The sequence below is a fragment of the Escherichia sp. E14S1 genome (assembly GCF_004211995.1).
Lineage (GTDB): Bacteria > Pseudomonadota > Gammaproteobacteria > Enterobacterales > Enterobacteriaceae > Escherichia.
Window position 1 is genome coordinate 443,445 of record NZ_RHJQ01000008.1, and the last position, 18,100, is coordinate 461,544.

Consider the following 18,100-nt stretch of genomic DNA (forward strand, 5'->3'; position numbering starts at 1 on the left):
AATTGCGTTTCAGCGAGCTGTAACATTCATTATTTTATGTGGAGAAGACGCGTGTGATTGTCAAACGCCCCGTCTCGGCCAGTCTGGCCCGGGCCTTTTTTTACATTGTGCTGCTGTCGATTCTTTCCACGGGTATCGCTCTGCTAACTCTGGCGAGCAGTTTGCGCGACGCTGAGGCTATCAATATTGCCGGATCGCTGCGTATGCAGAGTTATCGTCTGGGTTACGATCTGCAAAGCGGAAGTCCACAGCTTAACGCACACCGCCAACTGTTCCAGCAGGCACTGCATTCACCGGTATTAACCAATCTCAACGTCTGGTATGTGCCAGAGGCAGTAAAAGCCCGCTATGCGCATCTGAATGCCAACTGGCTGGAGATGAATAATCGGCTCATCAAGGGTGATTTGCCGTGGTATCAGGCCAATATTAATAATTATGTTAATCAGATAGACCTGTTTGTGCTGGCTTTACAGCACTACGCTGAACGCAAAATGCTGCTGGTAGTGGCGATTTCACTGGCTGGCGGCATCGGTATTTTCACGCTGGTCTTTTTTACTTTGCGCCGCATACGCCATCAGGTGGTAGCCCCGCTGAATCAACTGGTTACCGCCAGTCAGCGTATTGAACACGGGCAGTTCGACTCGCCGCCGCTGGATACCAGCCTGCCCAATGAACTGGGCCTGCTTGCAAAAACCTTTAACCAGATGTCGAGCGAGCTGCATAAGTTGTACCGCTCGCTGGAAGCGTCAGTAGAAGAAAAAACCCGCGATCTCCACGAGGCCAAGCGTCGCCTGGAGGTGTTGTATCAGTGTTCGCAGGCACTGAACACCAGCCAGATTGATGTGCATTGTTTCCGCCATATTTTGCAGATTGTTCGCGACAATGAGGCTGCTGAATATCTGGAGCTGAACGTTGGAGATAACTGGCGGATTAGCGAAGGGAAGCCAAACCCTGAGCTGCCAATGCAGATTTTACCGGTCACCATGCAAGAGACGGTTTACGGCGAGTTGCACTGGCAAAATAGCCACGTGTCATCATCAGAACCACTGCTTAACAGCGTTTCATCGATGCTGGGACGCGGTTTGTACTTTAATCAGGCGCAGAAGCATTTTCAGCAGTTGCTGTTGATGGAAGAACGCGCGACCATCGCCCGCGAACTGCACGACTCGCTGGCCCAGGTGCTTTCTTACTTACGTATACAGTTGACGTTACTGAAGCGTTCGATACCCGAAGATAACGCCACTGCACAAAGTATCATGGCCGATTTCTCCCAGGCGCTGAATGATGCTTATCGGCAGTTACGCGAGCTGTTAACCACTTTCCGACTGACGCTACAGCAAGCGGATCTTCCCTCTGCGCTGCGTGAAATGCTGGATACATTACAAAACCAAACCAGCGCCAAACTGACGCTCGACTGCCGTCTGCCAACCCTGGCGCTGGATGCGCAGATGCAGGTGCATTTGTTGCAAATTATTCGCGAAGCGGTGCTGAACGCCATGAAGCACGCCAACGCCAGCGAAATTGCCGTTAGCTGCGTCACCGCGCCGGATGGCAATCACACAGTTTATATTCGCGACAACGGTATTGGCATCGGTGAACCGGAGGAACCCGAAGGTCATTATGGTCTGAATATCATGCGCGAGCGCGCGGAAAGATTGGGTGGGACGCTGACTTTTTCGCAACCTTCCGGCGGCGGCACGTTAGTGAGTATTAGCTTTCGCTCTGCGGAGAGCGAGGAAAGCCAGCAGATATGATGCTGCCTACTATTCATTAAATACTGGCATTTTAGGTTCAGTATAAAAGGGCATGATAATTTACATTATCTCCTTTTTTTCTCCACGATTGGCTCGTACCTTGCCGCTACAGTGAAGCAAGGCATGCCCATAACGATACGCAGAACTACGAGGTCCTCTTTTAATGGCGAATTTCTTTATTGATCGCCCCATTTTTGCCTGGGTGCTGGCAATTCTGTTGTGTCTGACAGGAACCCTGGCCATTTTCTCATTGCCCGTTGAACAGTACCCGGATCTCGCGCCCCCCAACGTGCGAGTGACCGCTAACTATCCTGGCGCATCGGCCCAGACGCTGGAAAACACCGTGACCCAGGTTATCGAACAGAATATGACTGGCCTCGATAACCTGATGTATATGTCATCACAAAGCAGCGGTACTGGACAGGCGTCAGTAACGCTCAGTTTTAAAGCTGGTACAGATCCGGACGAAGCAGTGCAACAGGTGCAGAACCAGTTGCAGTCGGCCATGCGTAAACTACCGCAGGCGGTGCAAAATCAGGGCGTGACGGTGCGTAAAACCGGCGATACCAACATTCTGACCATTGCCTTCGTCTCAACCGATGGTTCGATGGATAAACAGGATATTGCCGATTACGTTGCCAGTAATATTCAGGACCCGTTAAGCCGCGTGAACGGCGTTGGTGATATCGACGCTTACGGTTCGCAATATTCGATGCGTATCTGGCTGGATCCGGCAAAACTGAACAGTTTCCAGATGACCGCCAAAGATGTCACTGACGCCATTGAGTCGCAGAACGCACAGATTGCGGTTGGGCAGCTTGGCGGTACGCCGTCTGTCGATAACCAGGCACTCAACGCCACCATTAACGCCCAATCACTGTTGCAAACGCCAGAACAGTTTCGTGATATCACTCTGCGGGTAAATCAGGACGGTTCGGAAGTGAAACTGGGTGATGTCGCCACCGTCGAAATGGGAGCGGAGAAATACGATTATCTTAGCCGTTTCAACGGTAAACCAGCCTCGGGGCTGGGGGTAAAACTGGCCTCCGGTGCGAACGAAATGGCAACGGCAGAACTGGTGATCAACCGTCTGGATGAACTGGCGCAGTATTTCCCGCCCGGACTGGAGTACAAGGTGGCGTATGAAACCACCTCGTTTGTTAAGGCCTCCATTGAAGACGTAGTGAAAACTCTGTTAGAAGCTATCGCGCTGGTTTTCCTCGTCATGTATCTGTTCCTGCAAAACTTCCGCGCTACGCTGATTCCAACTATCGCCGTGCCGGTAGTGTTGATGGGAACCTTCTCGGTGCTTTATGCCTTCGGCTATAGCGTCAACACCTTAACCATGTTCGCGATGGTGCTGGCTATCGGCCTGCTGGTGGATGACGCCATCGTGGTGGTGGAAAACGTCGAACGTATTATGAGTGAGGAAGGACTCACTCCTCGCGAAGCCACACGTAAATCGATGGGGCAAATCCAGGGCGCACTGGTCGGGATTGCAATGGTGCTTTCTGCTGTATTTGTGCCAATGGCCTTCTTTGGCGGCACCACCGGGGCTATCTACCGCCAGTTCTCTATAACCATTGTTGCGGCAATGGTGCTGTCGGTTCTGGTGGCGATGATCCTGACTCCGGCATTGTGCGCTACGCTACTTAAGCCACTGAAAAAAGGTGAACATCACGGGCAGAAAGGCTTTTTTGCCTGGTTTAACCAGATGTTCAACCGCAACGCCGAACGCTACGAAAAAGGGGTGGCGAAAATTCTCCACCGCAGCCTGCGCTGGATTTTGATTTACGTCCTGCTGTTAGGCGGCATGGTGTTCCTGTTTCTGCGTCTGCCGACGTCGTTCCTGCCTCTGGAAGACCGTGGCATGTTTACCACCTCGGTACAGTTACCCAGCGGTTCGACTCAGCAACAGACTCTGAAAGTGGTGGAACAGATCGAGAAGTATTACTTCACCCATGAGAAAGACAACATCATGTCGGTGTTTGCCACTGTCGGCTCTGGCCCAGGGGGGAACGGGCAAAACGTGGCACGAATGTTTGTCCGCCTGAAAGACTGGAGCGAACGCGACAGTAAAACAGGCACCTCGTTTGCCATTATCGAACGTGCAACAAAAGAATTTAATAAAATCAAAGAAGCTCGCGTTATCGCCAGTAGCCCGCCTGCTATCAGCGGTCTTGGCAGTTCCGCTGGATTTGATATGGAGTTGCAGGACCACGCCGGGGCTGGTCACGATGCGCTGATGGCCGCGCGTAATCAGCTGCTGGCGCTCGCGGCGGAAAACCCAGAACTTACTCGTGTGCGCCATAACGGTCTGGACGACAGCCCGCAATTGCAGATTGATATCGACCAGCGCAAAGCGCAGGCACTGGGCGTTGCCATTGACGATATTAACGACACGCTGCAAACCGCGTGGGGCTCGAGCTATGTGAATGACTTTATGGATCGCGGTCGCGTGAAGAAAGTCTATGTGCAGGCTGCCGCGCCGTATCGCATGCTGCCAGATGACATTAACCTGTGGTATGTGCGTAACAAAGACGGCGGCATGGTGCCTTTCTCCGCCTTCGCGACCTCTCGCTGGGAAACAGGCTCGCCGCGTCTGGAACGCTATAACGGCTATTCTGCGGTAGAAATTGTCGGGGAAGCCGCCCCGGGCGTCAGTACGGGTACCGCGATGGATATTATGGAATCGTTGGTGAAGCAGTTGCCGAACGGCTTTGGACTGGAGTGGACAGCGATGTCGTACCAGGAACGACTTTCCGGAGCACAAGCTCCGGCGCTGTACGCCATTTCATTGCTGGTGGTATTCCTGTGTCTGGCTGCACTTTATGAAAGTTGGTCAGTACCGTTCTCGGTAATGCTGGTTGTACCGCTGGGGGTTATCGGCGCGCTGCTGGCAACCTGGATGCGTGGGCTGGAAAACGATGTGTACTTTCAGGTTGGCCTGCTAACAGTCATTGGTTTGTCGGCGAAAAACGCCATCCTAATTGTTGAGTTTGCCAACGAGATGAATCAAAAAGGCCACGACCTGTTTGAAGCGACACTCCACGCCTGCCGTCAGCGTTTACGTCCGATTCTGATGACATCGCTGGCGTTTATCTTCGGCGTATTGCCGATGGCGATCAGCAGTGGTGCCGGTTCCGGTGGTCAACACGCCGTCGGTACTGGCGTAATGGGCGGGATGATTTCTGCCACCATTCTGGCGATTTACTTCGTGCCGCTATTCTTTGTGCTGGTGCGTCGTCGCTTCCCACTGAAGCCTCGACCAGAATAAGCAATAAAAAAGGCGACATACGTATGTGTCGCCTTTTTCAACTCTCTGATAAAGAACCTGACGTCAGGTTCTTTCATTTCCTGTTCTGAAAATTACTTACGAAGCATAACTTCGATAAAGTCTTTCCAGTTCCCCAGTTCACGTTCAATCATAACAACCTCTCTTATAATTATGGGTATTCTACGGAAACAATATACCGTGGTGAAGCTAATTTATTCGATTGCTGTGATTACTACCTCCGGGGTAAAGCCTACGTTAATACTATGGCCCTGTGACAGGGATTTTTATGTGATGAACAGCAACATTTCGACATATTCATACGGATTCTAATACTGAATTAATTCTGTTTAAAATACAAAAATATACCAAGAGGAACATTCTTAATAATTGCATTAAAATTGCTCACAACCATTTAATAATTGTTAAGTTAAATACCTTAATAATGTTATATTGCCTGATAATCATTTGCGGGAAATATGTATTGACCGTTAAATGATTAGTTATTCTTAATAATCGCAAAAGGATTCATTATGGTTACCCTTTACGGTATCAAAAATTGTGACACCATTAAAAAAGCACGTCGTTGGCTGGAAACCAATAACATCGACTTTCGCTTTCACGATTACCGTGTTGATGGCCTGAACAGTGAATTGTTGAACTCTTTTATCAATGAATTAGGCTGGCAAGCGTTACTTAACACCCGTGGCACCACCTGGCGCAAGCTGGACGAAGCTACCCGCAACAATATCACCGATGCGGCCTCCGCTATGGCATTAATGACTGAAATGCCTGCAATCATCAAACGCCCATTGCTCTGTGCGCCAGGGAAGCCTATGCTGCTGGGTTTCAGTGAATCCAGTTATCAGCAATTTTTCCATGAGGTGTAGTCTATGTCGTGTCCGGTTATTGAGCTGACACAGCAGCTTATTCGCCGCCCATCCTTAAGTCCTGATGATGCAGGATGTCAAGCAATCATGATCGACCGTCTGCAGGCAATCGGTTTTACCATTGAACGCATGGATTTTGCGGATACGCAGAATTTTTGGGCGTGGCGTGGACAGGGAGAAACCCTGGCCTTTGCCGGACATACTGACGTAGTCCCTCCAGGCGATGCCGATCGTTGGATCAACCCACCATTTGAGCCAACCATTCGCGATGGCATGTTGTTCGGGCGCGGCGCGGCTGATATGAAAGGCTCGCTGGCGGCAATGGTAGTGGCAGCAGAACGTTTTGTCGCGCAACATCCCAACCATAAAGGCCGACTGGCATTTCTGATTACCTCAGACGAAGAAGCCAGCGCCCACAATGGCACGGTCAAAGTAGTCGAAGCGTTAATGGCGCGTAATGAACGGCTGGATTACTGCCTGGTCGGTGAGCCGTCGAGTATCGAAGTGGTTGGCGATGTAGTGAAAAATGGCCGTCGCGGATCGTTAACCTGCAACCTCACCATTCATGGCGTGCAAGGGCATGTGGCCTACCCGCATCTGGCAGATAACCCGGTACATCGTGCTGCGCCATTTCTCAATGAGTTAGTAGCTATTGAATGGGATCAGGGGAATGAATTTTTCCCGGCAACCAGTATGCAGATTGCCAATATTCAAGCGGGAACCGGCAGTAACAATGTTATTCCGGGTGAGCTGTTTGTGCAGTTTAACTTCCGCTTCAGTACTGAATTGACCGACGAAATGATCAAAGCGCAGGTGCTTGCCCTGCTTGAAAAACATCAACTGCGTTATACAGTGGATTGGTGGCTTTCCGGGCAGCCATTTTTGACCGCCCGCGGTAAACTGGTGGATGCGGTGGTGAACGCCGTTGAGCACTATAATGAAATTAAACCGCAGCTATTGACCACAGGCGGAACGTCCGACGGGCGCTTTATTGCTCGCATGGGGGCGCAGGTGGTGGAACTCGGGCCGGTCAATGCTACCATTCATAAAATTAATGAATGTGTGAATGCTGCCGACCTGCAGCTACTTGCCCGTATGTATCAACGTATCATGGAACAGCTCGTCGCCTGATGAGTCGTTCTGTAAGAGGAAATAAGCATGGACTGGCTGGCTAAATATTGGTGGATTCTGGTGATTGTCTTTTTGGTGGGCGTCCTGCTGAACGTGATTAAAGATCTCAAGCGCGTCGACCATAAGAAATTTCTCGCCAACAAGCCGGAGCTTCCCCCGCATCGTGATTTCAACGATAAGTGGGACGATGACGACGACTGGCCGAAAAAGGATCAACCGAAGAAGTAAGCTGAGGGGCCGGATAAGGCGTTAACGCCGCATCCGGCAACGGTGAACAATGCCTGATGCGACGCTCACGCGTCTTGTCAGGCCTACGCAGCTGTTATTACATCATTTCAATCACATCATCGCCAGGCTTACCACCACTTAGCGCTTCGTCGAAATAATGTTTCGGAATGGTATAACGCAAGTGATCCAGGGCAAATTGCATACTACGATTGTCGATCGCATGGCCCAAATTCTCCACGATATCCAGCGTTACATCACCACCGGCACTGATTAACGCTTCCTGCGCCGCAACCGCATGCGCCAAATCGATAACCGGATCTTCACCACCATGAATCAAGTGAATTGTCGTGGCTGTAGACGCGGTTTCCGGCAGGCTGGCATAGCGTCCGTTAAAAGCAATGACGCGTGAGGCAAGGCCCGGTTCGGCTTTAATGCTCTCCAGCGCCATAATCGCGCCTTGGGAGAAACCGATTAGCGCCGTGGCGTTAGCCGCTACTCCGCTCTGTTTCTGCCAGTAGCGCACCGTCTCAATAAAGGTCGGCATGATGGCATCCACACGCGCCTGGCGATTATCTTCCGTTATGCCCTGCACCGAAAACCACTGACGCCCCGCCGGATTACCGCTCGGCTCCGCGCCACCGACACTCACCACCAGCGCATCCGGGAACAGCGGCGCAAACCAGCTGCCGATCTCCCCCATCGCTACCGGGTTATCGCCGACACCGTGAAAAAGCAGCAACAACTGTTGCGCAGGTTTATCCAGGCTTTGAACAACAAAATGGTCATGTTTCATGGCGAACTCCTTAACTGATGTCATTAATTTTACGCCGCTGACTCACAATGACCATGGGATAAAATTGAAGGAGTCAGTGAAAAAATTGCCATTGCGTTATGCGATCGCGCAGGCGTTCAGTGCGGGTATCACCAAGCGCGAATAGCGCCTGTGCCGCCTCTTCACGCTGACGGGCCAACAACGCCTTACGCCCCGAAAGTTTAAGTGTGGTACATAACTGCGCGTCGCTGACGTTTTTCTGCAAGCGCCCACGCAGCGCTGGTAATGTCAGTTCGCTGATTTGCAGCAGACGCATTAAACAGCCTAATGACGTTAAAAGCGGACGATGAGCGAAAGCAAAACCAGCCAGTTCCAGCCAGTCGCCGTCAGTAACCACGATATCGTTAAGCGGATCGACTGGAATAGTTTCGCCATTCCACTGCGCGATAATTTGCGCATCGCGGCGTAAACGAAAATGCTCACGTTCTGCCAGCTGTTTACCCGCTTCGCTAATCGGTAACAACGCCATCGCCGTATAACAGCCGCTGCTGGCTTCGCGATGATTGCCCATCCGCACCAACACAAAACCGCATCGTTGCCAGAAACGCCATAATTCCTCGGTGTAGCCAAAGCTTACCGAAAGGTAGTCGAGGCCATGCGTATATTGCAAAGCGCTGGCAATGAGCTGTTGCCCAACACCTTCGCGCTGACGCGCCGGATGGACTGCAATCCGGCTGACCCGCCGTCCGCGCAATGTCGCCGCCTGTGGATTGCTGCCGTGCGCCGCCAGCGACTGGGCCACCAGATTACCCCGCGGGCGACGAAAACCCGCCCATACCGCCTGACTGAGTTCTTGAGATAATCCGCCCTCATCCACCAGCCACAGCGCCCCGGCGATCTCGTTTTCGCCAGCCGCCTTTAAAAAATGTTGCCCTGGTGCATCCATCATCCGGCGTAAATCCAGCGGTGATGTCCGGTAATGCGCGCCAGACAATAGCTGATATACCTTTAACGGCGTTTCTGGTTCGCTTCGCCATAACGTCTGTTCAAAAGCAGAAATGACGATGTCACCTTGTGGTTCGTGAGTGAAGTTTTCGTCGTCAAAAACCAGTGCCTCACTGACTATTTTTTCCAGCGGGCATCCCTGCGCCCAGCGGATCGGCTGTTGCAGTTCAAAACGGTGTAAATGCGGAAAGCGGGCGCAAAATTTCAGCAAAAAACCACGTCCGGTGCCTTCATAGCCCTGTACCGTTGTAGTTAACAAAGTGCGTGAGAAACGCGATACAAGCTGATGCAACAGTGGTGCAGGAATGGCTGCGGCTTCGTCAACCACCAGCCAGTCGGCTTTTTCATCACTGGCTAATAAGGCATCTGGCGCCACAAAGCGATACTTCTCGCCCGCAAACTGCGCCAGCACATCCGTTGCAGCCTTCGCAGGTGCTGTAACAATCGCACTGCCAGAGATACGGGAAATGAGTTGCCCCGCCAGCGCCGACTTACCGCGCCCGCGCGCAGCAGTTACCGCAGCCACGCCCGGCGGCATGGTCAGCAGTTGCTGTAATATGTGCTGTTGTTCTGGTTGCGGCTCGCCAGTAGCAGGACGCCAGTCTGGATAAGGAGCAAAATGCGCCAACTTGAACGGCTGATTTTGTCGCCAGAGGATAGCGTTGTTATCCGCCGCAAGTACGCGTTTGAGATGTTGGACAAAATGCGGAGTCGCAATAGGACCTGGGCAATCACTCCAGCGCAGCGAATCGACATCAGGATGGTTTTCCCATTCTTCCCACGCAGGGAGCAACAACACCAGCCAGCTTCCCGCGTTCAGCGTTCCGCTAAGTGCCGCAAAAGCGGCGGCATCAAAACCCTGGCGGGCGTCGAATACCGCATGCTGAAACTCGCGCCCAAGTAAAGTTTGTAGCGCTGATGGCGTACAGTGGTTTTCAGAAGCTGGCTGCGGCGAAACCCACAGCCAGTCGCCCGGTAATACGTCACGCAGCTTAAGCGCATACTCACCGCACCAGCTTCCTTCACCGCTCAACACTAACAAGCGGCGAATCCCTTCACGTTTCATTTGCGCTGTTAATGTGTGAAGCGCAGTCAGTTCAGCCATCCCTGCCCCGGAAGTTAAATGCTTTTACCAAAAGTATTGCATTGTGCCGGATCGCCGCTGTCGAAACCACGTTTAAACCAGCTGTAGCGCTGCTGAGATGTACCATGGGTAAAGCTGTCTGGCACCACCTGCCCCTGACTTTGCTGTTGTAAACGGTCATCGCCGATGGCCTGCGCCGCGTTCAGCGCCTCTTCCAGATCGCCGGTTTCCAGAACGCCTTGCTGCTGCATGCTATGCCCCCAGACACCGGCAAAGCAGTCGGCCTGGAGTTCCATACGCACAGATAAGCGGTTGGCTTCCGCTTGCGTCGCGTTTTGTTGTAGTTGACGGACTTTCGGCTCGATACCTAACAGTTTCTGCACGTGATGACCGACTTCATGGGCGATAACGTACCCTTGAGCAAAATCACCATCCGCGCCCAGTTTGTCTTTCATGTCATCATAGAAGGAGAGATCGATATAGACTGTGCCATCCGCCGGGCAATAAAACGGTCCCATAATGGACTGCCCCGCCCCGCAACCGGTGCGAGTCATTCCACGGTACATGACCAGCTTCGGTTGCTGGTAGGTCTTACCCATCTTCTCGAATTGCTGTCCCCAGGTGTCTTCCGTGGTTGCCAGAATCACCGAAGTGAATTTTGCCGCTTCGTCTTCATTTGGGCTAATTGAACGCGTTGATTGCTGTTGGGAAACGGGCTGCCCGGTCATCAATCCAGTTAAATCAACACCATAGTAGCCAGCGACCAACACAACCACCAGTAAAATTAACCCGCCTTTACCGGTTGGTAGGCGAAAACCGGGACCGCCCATTGACGGACCACCGGAACTGTTTCGCCTGTCTTCAACATTGTCACTTTCACGACGCCCTTGCCAGCGCATAGATACCTCAACAATATATTCATTATAGGAATGATCGTAGGTGGTTCAGGGGAAGATTACCACAGGAAAACGGGAGGAAATGATGGAGGAATGAGCGTTCAATGCACATCTTACGAGAGCGGTTGTCGTGCCGTGCCAGCAGCACGGCAAGACGATGAACAGAAAAATCAGTCCAGCTGTACACCCAGGCGGCGGGCGACGGCTTCATAGGCTTCGATCAGGCCACCGAGGCTCTGGCGGAAACGGTCTTTGTCCATTTTCTCCAGCGTTTCTTTGTCCCACAGGCGGCTACCGTCCGGGGAGAACTCATCACCCAGTACCACTTCGCCTTTGTACAGACCAAACTCCAGCTTGAAATCGACCAGAATCAGACCGGCATCGTCGAACAGTTTTTTCAGCACGTCGTTCGCTTTGTAGGTCAGCTCTTTCATGCGCGCCAGGTTCTCTTTGCTTACCCAGCCAAAGGTTTCGCAGTAAGATTCGTTGACCATCGGATCGTGCATGGCGTCGTTTTTCAGGAACAGATCGAACAGCGGTGGGTTCAGCTCAATACCTTCTTCGATTCCAAGACGTTTCACCAGAGAGCCAGCAGCACGGTTACGCACGACACATTCAACCGGCACCATATCCAGTTTTTTCACCAGACATTCGGTATCAGAGAGCAGACGCTCCATTTGAGTCGGGATACCCGCTTCAGTCAGTTTGCTCATAATGAAGTAGTTGAACTTGTTGTTCACCATACCTTTGCGATCAAACTGCTCAATGCGCGCGCCATCCCCTGCTGACGTATCATTGCGGAATTCGAGCACCAACAGATCCGGGTTTTCCGTGCTGTATACGGTTTTCGCTTTACCACGATACAACTCAGCTTGCTTTTGCATCTTTATCACTCCTGGGTGTGAATTAACGTTTTAAAATCTTTTGCTGTCTGGTGTGCCTGTCGTTTTGTCGGCTGTACCGTGAACGCCTTAACCGACCTACGCCGACAAACAAATTTCGTGCGAATTAACGCTAAAATCGCGTTTTTCTGCTGACGCACACGTTTGCGTATCATATCAGAAAAAAGGGCCGGATGACTCCAGCCCTGTATTTTTACTTGCTAAACGCAGCCTGGAAGACTGATACCAGTGCGTCGTTTTGGCTTTGGGTCAGCGTATGACCTTTTGGATCAATAAACTGTAAGCTGCTGCGGTTATCTAAATCACCGACCTGCAATTTGTAGTCGCCGGATGCCAGTTCAGGATCACGGGCGCCCAGTTCCTGCCAGTCGCTGTCAGACAGTGGCTTGTAAGTTACGGCCATGCTGCCCTGTGAACGAGTGCTGTCGGTCACTTTCATGCCCACTTTTTCCAGCGCAGCAGGCAGACGTTGCCATACTACGTTGAACGGACCACGCACGACCAGCATCGGTAAACCAGTGTCGTCAGCGCCGCTTTGTACATCCATTGTTGTGGAAGCACGGTTTTGCGCCGCATTAGCCGCGTCAGTGACGGATTTATCCAGGCCAGCGGAAATGACGTTCATCATCTCAGCACTGTAACGCTGCATAGACGCCGCATCTGCAACCGGCTTGCCAGCCTGCTCCAGGTTCAGCAATTTCACCGTTACCGCCTGCTGGTAACCCTGCGGTTTAACGGAGATTTGATAACGACCACGATATTGCTCGTCTTCGTCAAGACGGTTCCATTGTACCCAATCGGTGGTCAGAGTCTGACCGGCATCATCGCGTTGGGTAATGGTATAGTTTTTCGCCTGCAGCACGCTAACGACCTGCGGCCACAGAGTATTGCCACGACCATTTTCCACCAGCAGCGAAGCGGTATCGCCCGTGAACTGGGTACGCGCACCTGAAACCAGCGCCAGCGGCTGGGCTGGTGGACGAATATCTAACGCTTTGCCAACTGCGCCACTACCGTTAGTTACTGGAATCGCATAGTCGCCGGAGGTCACCGGCAAAATCATTCCTGCCGGGGCGTGAAGTTCTGCAAGCGGTGCCGCTTCCAGGTAGGCTTCATCGCCGCTCACCTGACGCTTATAACGTGAGTCCGAACTACAGGCTGCGAGTAAAAGAACAAGCGAAACACCCGCAACCTTCGCCAGGCGCGACTTTTGTACAGAGTAAGCCATCAAATCTCCCTAAACTTTACAGCAAACCGGCATGCTTAAGCGCCGCTCTGACCGTCTCACGACCACTGTCGGTGATTGGCGTCATTGGCAGGCGTAGCGTATCGGTCGCCACAAGACCCAGTTCCTTACATGCCCATTTCACAGGGATTGGATTGGGTTCGACAAATAGTTTGTTGTGTAATGGCATCAGACGCTGATTAATAACGCGAGCCTCGGCAAAATGCCCTTCTGCCGCCAGTTTGCACATCTGGGCCATATCTCGCGCTGCGACGTTAGCCGTAACGGAAATTACGCCATGACCGCCTAACTGCATGAAATCCAGCGCGCTCGCATCATCGCCGCTCAGCAGAACAAAATCGTCTGAAACCAGCTCTTTGATCTGGTTTACCCGCGTTAAGTTCCCTGTTGCTTCTTTGATTCCGACAATATTTTTTACTTTCGCCAGACGGCCCACCGTTTCTGGTAGCAGATCGCAACCAGTACGGGACGGCACATTATACAGAATTTGCGGCAGGTCAGTATGTTCAGCGATGGCTTTGAAATGCTGATACAGACCTTCTTGCGATGGGCGGTTGTAATAAGGGGTTACCGTCAGGCAGCCAACAACACCGCTGTCGTTGAAGCGCTGCGTCAGGTTAATGGCTTCTGTGGTGGCGTTAGCACCGGTCCCGGCAATCACCGGAATGCGCCCATCAGCCAGCTCCAGCGTCATCATCACGACATCGACATGCTCGTCATGGTTCAGAGTGGCGGACTCACCAGTAGTACCAACAGAAACGATCGCCGAAGTACCGCTGGCGACATGATAATCAATCAGTTTTTTTAAGCTAGCCCGACAGACATTACCTTTTTCATCCATCGGAGTAACAATCGCGACAATACTTCCCGTGAACATGGGCCATCCTCTGTGCAAACAAGTGTCTCAATGGTACGTTTGGTATGGCATTAAAAGCAAGCAAACAGAACCGTTCTGATTGTTGTATGCATGTTTTTTTTATGCTTTCCTTAGGAACATCTCACCCCCTTAAAGGAATAACCAGTTTGACACTGTCATCGCAACATTATCTGGTGATCACTGCGCTGGGTGCCGATCGCCCAGGAATTGTGAATACCATCACCCGTCATGTCAGTAGTTGCGGCTGTAATATCGAAGACAGTCGCCTGGCGATGTTGGGAGAAGAGTTCACGTTTATCATGCTGCTTTCCGGTTCATGGAACGCCATCACCTTGATTGAATCAACGTTACCGTTGAAAGGCGCCGAGCTGGATCTTTTAATCGTGATGAAACGAACGACCGCTCGCCCACGTCCACCTATGCCCGCATCTGTCTGGGTTCAGGTCGATGTGGCGGACTCCCCGCATTTAATTGAGCGCTTCACAGCACTTTTCGACGCGCACCATATGAACATTGCAGAACTGGTGTCACGCACGCAACCTGCTGAAAATGAAAGGGCTGCGCAGCTACATATTCAGATTACCGCCCACAGCCCGGCGTCTGCGGACTCAGCAAATATTGAGCAAGCGTTCAAAGCACTATGTACAGAACTCAATGCGCAAGGCAGTATTAACGTCGTCAACTATTCCCAACATGATGAACAGGATGGAGTTAATTAATGAATCCACTGAAAGCCGGTGACATCGCACCGAAATTTAGCTTGCCGGACCAAGACGGAGAACAAGTTAATTTGACCGACTTCCAGGGACAGCGTGTTCTGGTTTATTTCTACCCGAAAGCCATGACCCCCGGCTGTACCGTACAGGCCTGCGGCTTACGCGATAACATGGAAGAGTTAAAAAAAGCGGGCGTTGATGTGCTCGGTATCAGCACCGATAAACCTGAAAAACTTTCCCGTTTCGCAGATAAAGAACTGCTTAACTTTACGCTTCTGTCCGATGAAGACCACCAGGTATGCGAACAATTCGGCGTCTGGGGCGAGAAGTCTTTCATGGGCAAAACCTACGATGGTATTCACCGTATCAGCTTCCTGATCGATGCCAACGGCAAAATCGAACACGTATTTGACGATTTCAAAACCAGCAATCACCACGACGTAGTGCTTAACTGGCTAAAAGAACACGCCTGATTACTTTGCTCCATTCCGTGCTGGCTGCGCTTGCGGCCAGCACATTTCACATCCGGTGATGTAAATCACGCCCTGCGACACTCGTTTCAAAGCCCTTTTCGCTGAAGATTACTCTTGCGGGATTTGACCATCCGGCCAGGCATGGATTACTGCTTTGATTAGCGTTGCCAGTGGGATAGCGAAGAATACGCCCCAGAATCCCCACAGCCCGCCGAAAATCACCACCGATAAAATAATCACTAGCGGATGCAGGTTCACGGCTTCAGAGAACAACACCGGTACGAGTAAGTTACCGTCCAGCGCCTGGATAATCAGATACACCGCGAAGCAGCTCCAGAACTCGGTGCCAGCGCCAAACTGGAATAGCGCCACGCCGACCACCGGAATGGTCACCACAAATGCGCCAATGTACGGAATAAGCACCGAGAAACCAACCAGCACCGCCAGCAGCAGCGAATAGTTCAGCCCAAAGAGTAAGAATCCCAGCCAGGTGGCGATCCCCACCACGATCATCTCCAGTACCTTGCCACGGATGTAGTTGGTGATTTGCTGGTTCATCTCCTTCCACACCTGCCCTGCCAGCCCACGGTTGCGCGGCAGCACCCGACGAACGGCATTCAGCATTTGCTCTTTGTCTTTCAGCAGGAAGAAGACCATCAATGGCACCAGCACCAGATAGACGGCAATGGTCAGCAAACCGACCAGCGAGGCGAGGGAGATTTTCACCACTGAATCGCCCATGGTAAGCATCCGGCTACGCATATTCTCAGCCATCGCATCAATAATGCCCGCGTCCATCAACGCCGGATAGCGGCGCGGCAACGTGGCGGCAAAATCAGAAAGCTTATTGAGCATGCCCGGCATATCGCGGATTAAATAAATGCCCTGTTGCCAGGCGATAGGCATGACCACAAATGCCATCAGTAGCAGGATGCCAACAAACAGGACCAGCACAATCGACGTCGCCCAACGGCGGGAACAGCCAATAGATTGCAGGCGCACAGTGGGCCATTCCAGCAAATAGGCCAGCACAATAGCCACCAGCAGCGGCGCGAGTAATCCACTAAAGAAAAAGATAATGCCAAAACCGGCAACTAAAATAACCAGCAAGGCAATCGCTTCCGGGTCGCTAAAACGGCGGCGATACCATTGCATCAACATTTCGAGCATAAAGACCTTCCCTGAACCTCAAGAGGGGGATTGCGATCCGCAATTGTATCGAAATGTCACAAAAAAGACTTCGCTTTTTATGACGGATTCAGGAAACTAAAAAGTCATTTGAGTGGGTTAATCTTCACCGTTACACTCAAAGACGGCGCGGTGGGAACGATATTTCACAGTATCGGTCAAATGACTATCTCCAGAAATACAGGACAGAGGTTATGTTCAGGCAGTTGAAAAAAAACCTGGTTGCTACCCTCATTGCTGCTGTGACCCTCGGTCAGGTAGCCCCGGCGTTTGCCGATAGCGCAGACACCTTGCCGGATATGGGAACCTCCGCAGGAAGCACGCTTTCCATTGGTCAGGAAATGCAAATGGGCGACTATTATGTTCGCCAGTTACGCGGCAGCGCGCCGTTAATTAATGATCCGCTATTAACGCAATACATTAACTCGCTGGGGATGCGTCTGGTTTCGCATGCCAATTCAGTTAAGACGCCATTCCATTTCTTTCTGATCAATAACGACGAAATTAACGCCTTTGCTTTCTTTGGCGGCAACGTAGTGCTGCATTCTGCCCTGTTCCGTTATTCCGATAACGAAAGCCAACTGGCTTCGGTTATGGCGCATGAAATCTCCCACGTCACCCAGCGACACCTGGCGCGAGCGATGGAAGATCAGCAACGTAGCGCACCACTCACCTGGGTCGGGGCGTTAGGTTCTATTTTACTGGCGATGGCCAGCCCCCAGGCGGGAATGGCAGCGCTGACCGGTACGCTGGCGGGAACACGCCAGGGGATGATCAGCTTCACCCAGCAAAACGAACAGGAAGCAGACCGCATTGGGATTCAGGTGCTGCAACGCTCGGGGTTCGATCCGCAGGCGATGCCGACCTTCCTCGAAAAATTGCTCGATCAGGCGCGTTACTCTTCGCGTCCGCCGGAAATTTTGCTGACTCACCCGTTGCCGGAAAGCCGTCTGGCTGATGCTCGTAACCGTGCTAATCAGATGCGCCCGATGGTGGTGCAATCGTCAGAAGATTTCTATCTGGCGAAAGCGCGTACTCTAGGGATGTACAATTCCGGACGTAATCAGCTCACCAGCGACTTGCTGGATGAATGGGCGAAAGGCAATGTTCGTCAGCAACGGGCGGCACAGTATGGCCGTGCTTTACAGGCGATGGTAGCCAATAAATTCGATGAAGCACGGAAAACGCTTCAGCCATTATTGGCGGCAGAACCGACTAACGCATGGTTTCTCGATCTGGCAACCGATATTGACCTTGGGCAACACAAAGCCAATGACGCGATCAATAGGCTGAAAAATGCCCGCGATTTACGCACCAGTCCGGTGTTGCAGCTCAACCTGGCAAACGCGTATCTGCAAGGCGGTCAACCGCAGGAAGCGGCCAATATTCTGAATCGCTATACTTTTAATAATAAAGATGACAGCAATGGCTGGGATTTGCTGGCACAGGCGGAGGCCGCGCTAAATAACCGCGATCAGGAACTGGCTGCGCGAGCAGAAGGTTATGCGCTGGCCGGGCGACTCGACCAGGCCATTTCTCTGTTAAGTAGCGCAAGTTCGCAGGTGAAATTAGGCAGCCTACAACAAGCGCGTTACGATGCGCGCATCGACCAGTTGCGCCAGTTGCAGGAACGCTTTAAGCCTTATACCAAGATGTAATTCGCA

The 18,100-nt window shown here is 52.0% G+C and carries 16 protein-coding genes; 8 read left to right on the forward strand and 8 right to left on the reverse strand.

Translation table 11 applies throughout. The annotated features are described in order from the left end of the window. Positions 1-53: 53 nt before the first annotated feature. Together narQ and acrD are read left to right on the forward strand one after the other, a co-directional pair. A complete protein-coding gene (narQ, locus tag D9734_RS11025) occupies positions 54-1,754 on the forward strand; it encodes a nitrate/nitrite two-component system sensor histidine kinase NarQ (RefSeq protein ID WP_130207433.1) in 1,701 nt (566 codons plus the stop codon). 163 nt (positions 1,755-1,917) lie between these two features. Next, positions 1,918-5,031, forward strand: coding sequence for a multidrug efflux RND transporter permease AcrD (gene acrD, locus D9734_RS11030; protein WP_130207435.1), 3,114 nt, complete (start codon positions 1,918-1,920; stop codon positions 5,029-5,031). Between the two features lie 92 nt (positions 5,032-5,123). Here acrD and ypfM read toward each other — a convergent pair whose 3' ends face one another. Then, a complete protein-coding gene (gene ypfM, locus D9734_RS11035) occupies positions 5,124-5,183 on the reverse strand; it encodes a protein YpfM (RefSeq protein WP_001386977.1) in 60 nt (19 codons plus the stop codon). 378 nt (positions 5,184-5,561) lie between these two features. On the opposite strand from ypfM, the gene D9734_RS11040 reads away from it, so the two are divergent. The 3 genes from D9734_RS11040 to D9734_RS11050 are packed head-to-tail and all read left to right on the forward strand — an operon-like array spanning position 5,562 to position 7,277. Next, positions 5,562-5,918: an ArsC family reductase gene (locus D9734_RS11040; RefSeq protein ID WP_130207437.1), complete on the forward strand. Its 357-nt coding sequence runs from the start codon at positions 5,562-5,564 to the stop codon at positions 5,916-5,918. Positions 5,919-5,921: 3 nt separating this feature from the next. Next, complete coding sequence (gene dapE / locus D9734_RS11045) at positions 5,922-7,049, forward strand: succinyl-diaminopimelate desuccinylase (protein WP_130207439.1); 1,128 nt, start codon at positions 5,922-5,924, stop codon at positions 7,047-7,049. 27 nt (positions 7,050-7,076) lie between these two features. Further along, entirely contained in the window at positions 7,077-7,277 is a 201-nt protein-coding gene (locus D9734_RS11050; RefSeq protein WP_000383836.1) for a YpfN family protein, read from the forward strand. Between the two features lie 97 nt (positions 7,278-7,374). Here the strand turns inward: D9734_RS11050 and ypfH are convergent, their stop codons facing one another. From ypfH to dapA, 6 genes are all read right to left on the reverse strand, one after another. Then, a complete protein-coding gene (gene ypfH, locus D9734_RS11055) occupies positions 7,375-8,070 on the reverse strand; it encodes an esterase (RefSeq protein WP_130207441.1) in 696 nt (231 codons plus the stop codon). A 73-nt stretch (positions 8,071-8,143) separates the two neighbouring features. Then, on the reverse strand, positions 8,144-10,159 hold the full coding sequence (gene tmcA / locus D9734_RS11060) for a tRNA cytosine(34) acetyltransferase TmcA (RefSeq protein WP_130207443.1): 2,016 nt from the start codon (positions 10,157-10,159) through the stop codon (positions 8,144-8,146). Positions 10,160-10,173: 14 nt separating this feature from the next. Further along, entirely contained in the window at positions 10,174-11,037 is an 864-nt protein-coding gene (locus D9734_RS11065) for a neutral zinc metallopeptidase (protein ID WP_130207445.1), read from the reverse strand. 167 nt (positions 11,038-11,204) lie between these two features. Further along, entirely contained in the window at positions 11,205-11,918 is a 714-nt protein-coding gene (gene purC / locus D9734_RS11070) for a phosphoribosylaminoimidazolesuccinocarboxamide synthase (RefSeq protein WP_065225426.1), read from the reverse strand. Positions 11,919-12,129: 211 nt separating this feature from the next. After that, positions 12,130-13,164 (reverse strand): outer membrane protein assembly factor BamC, encoded by a 1,035-nt coding sequence (bamC, locus tag D9734_RS11075; RefSeq protein WP_130207447.1) that lies wholly within the window; start codon positions 13,162-13,164, stop codon positions 12,130-12,132. 16 nt (positions 13,165-13,180) lie between these two features. Then, complete coding sequence (dapA, locus tag D9734_RS11080) at positions 13,181-14,059, reverse strand: 4-hydroxy-tetrahydrodipicolinate synthase (RefSeq protein ID WP_130207449.1); 879 nt, start codon at positions 14,057-14,059, stop codon at positions 13,181-13,183. A gap of 146 nt (positions 14,060-14,205) precedes the next feature. Between dapA and D9734_RS11085 the strand changes: the two genes are divergently transcribed. Then, positions 14,206-14,778 (forward strand): glycine cleavage system transcriptional repressor, encoded by a 573-nt coding sequence (locus tag D9734_RS11085; RefSeq protein WP_130207451.1) that lies wholly within the window; start codon positions 14,206-14,208, stop codon positions 14,776-14,778. Continuing rightward, on the forward strand, positions 14,778-15,248 hold the full coding sequence (bcp, locus tag D9734_RS11090) for a thioredoxin-dependent thiol peroxidase (RefSeq protein ID WP_130207453.1): 471 nt from the start codon (positions 14,778-14,780) through the stop codon (positions 15,246-15,248). Before D9734_RS11085 ends, bcp begins: the two co-directional genes overlap by 1 nt. Positions 15,249-15,356: 108 nt before the next feature. Here the strand turns inward: bcp and D9734_RS11095 are convergent, their stop codons facing one another. Continuing rightward, positions 15,357-16,418 (reverse strand): AI-2E family transporter, encoded by a 1,062-nt coding sequence (locus D9734_RS11095; protein ID WP_130207455.1) that lies wholly within the window; start codon positions 16,416-16,418, stop codon positions 15,357-15,359. A gap of 212 nt (positions 16,419-16,630) precedes the next feature. On the opposite strand from D9734_RS11095, the gene bepA reads away from it, so the two are divergent. After that, entirely contained in the window at positions 16,631-18,094 is a 1,464-nt protein-coding gene (bepA, locus tag D9734_RS11100; protein ID WP_130207457.1) for a beta-barrel assembly-enhancing protease, read from the forward strand. The last annotated feature ends 6 nt before the right edge of the window (positions 18,095-18,100 follow it).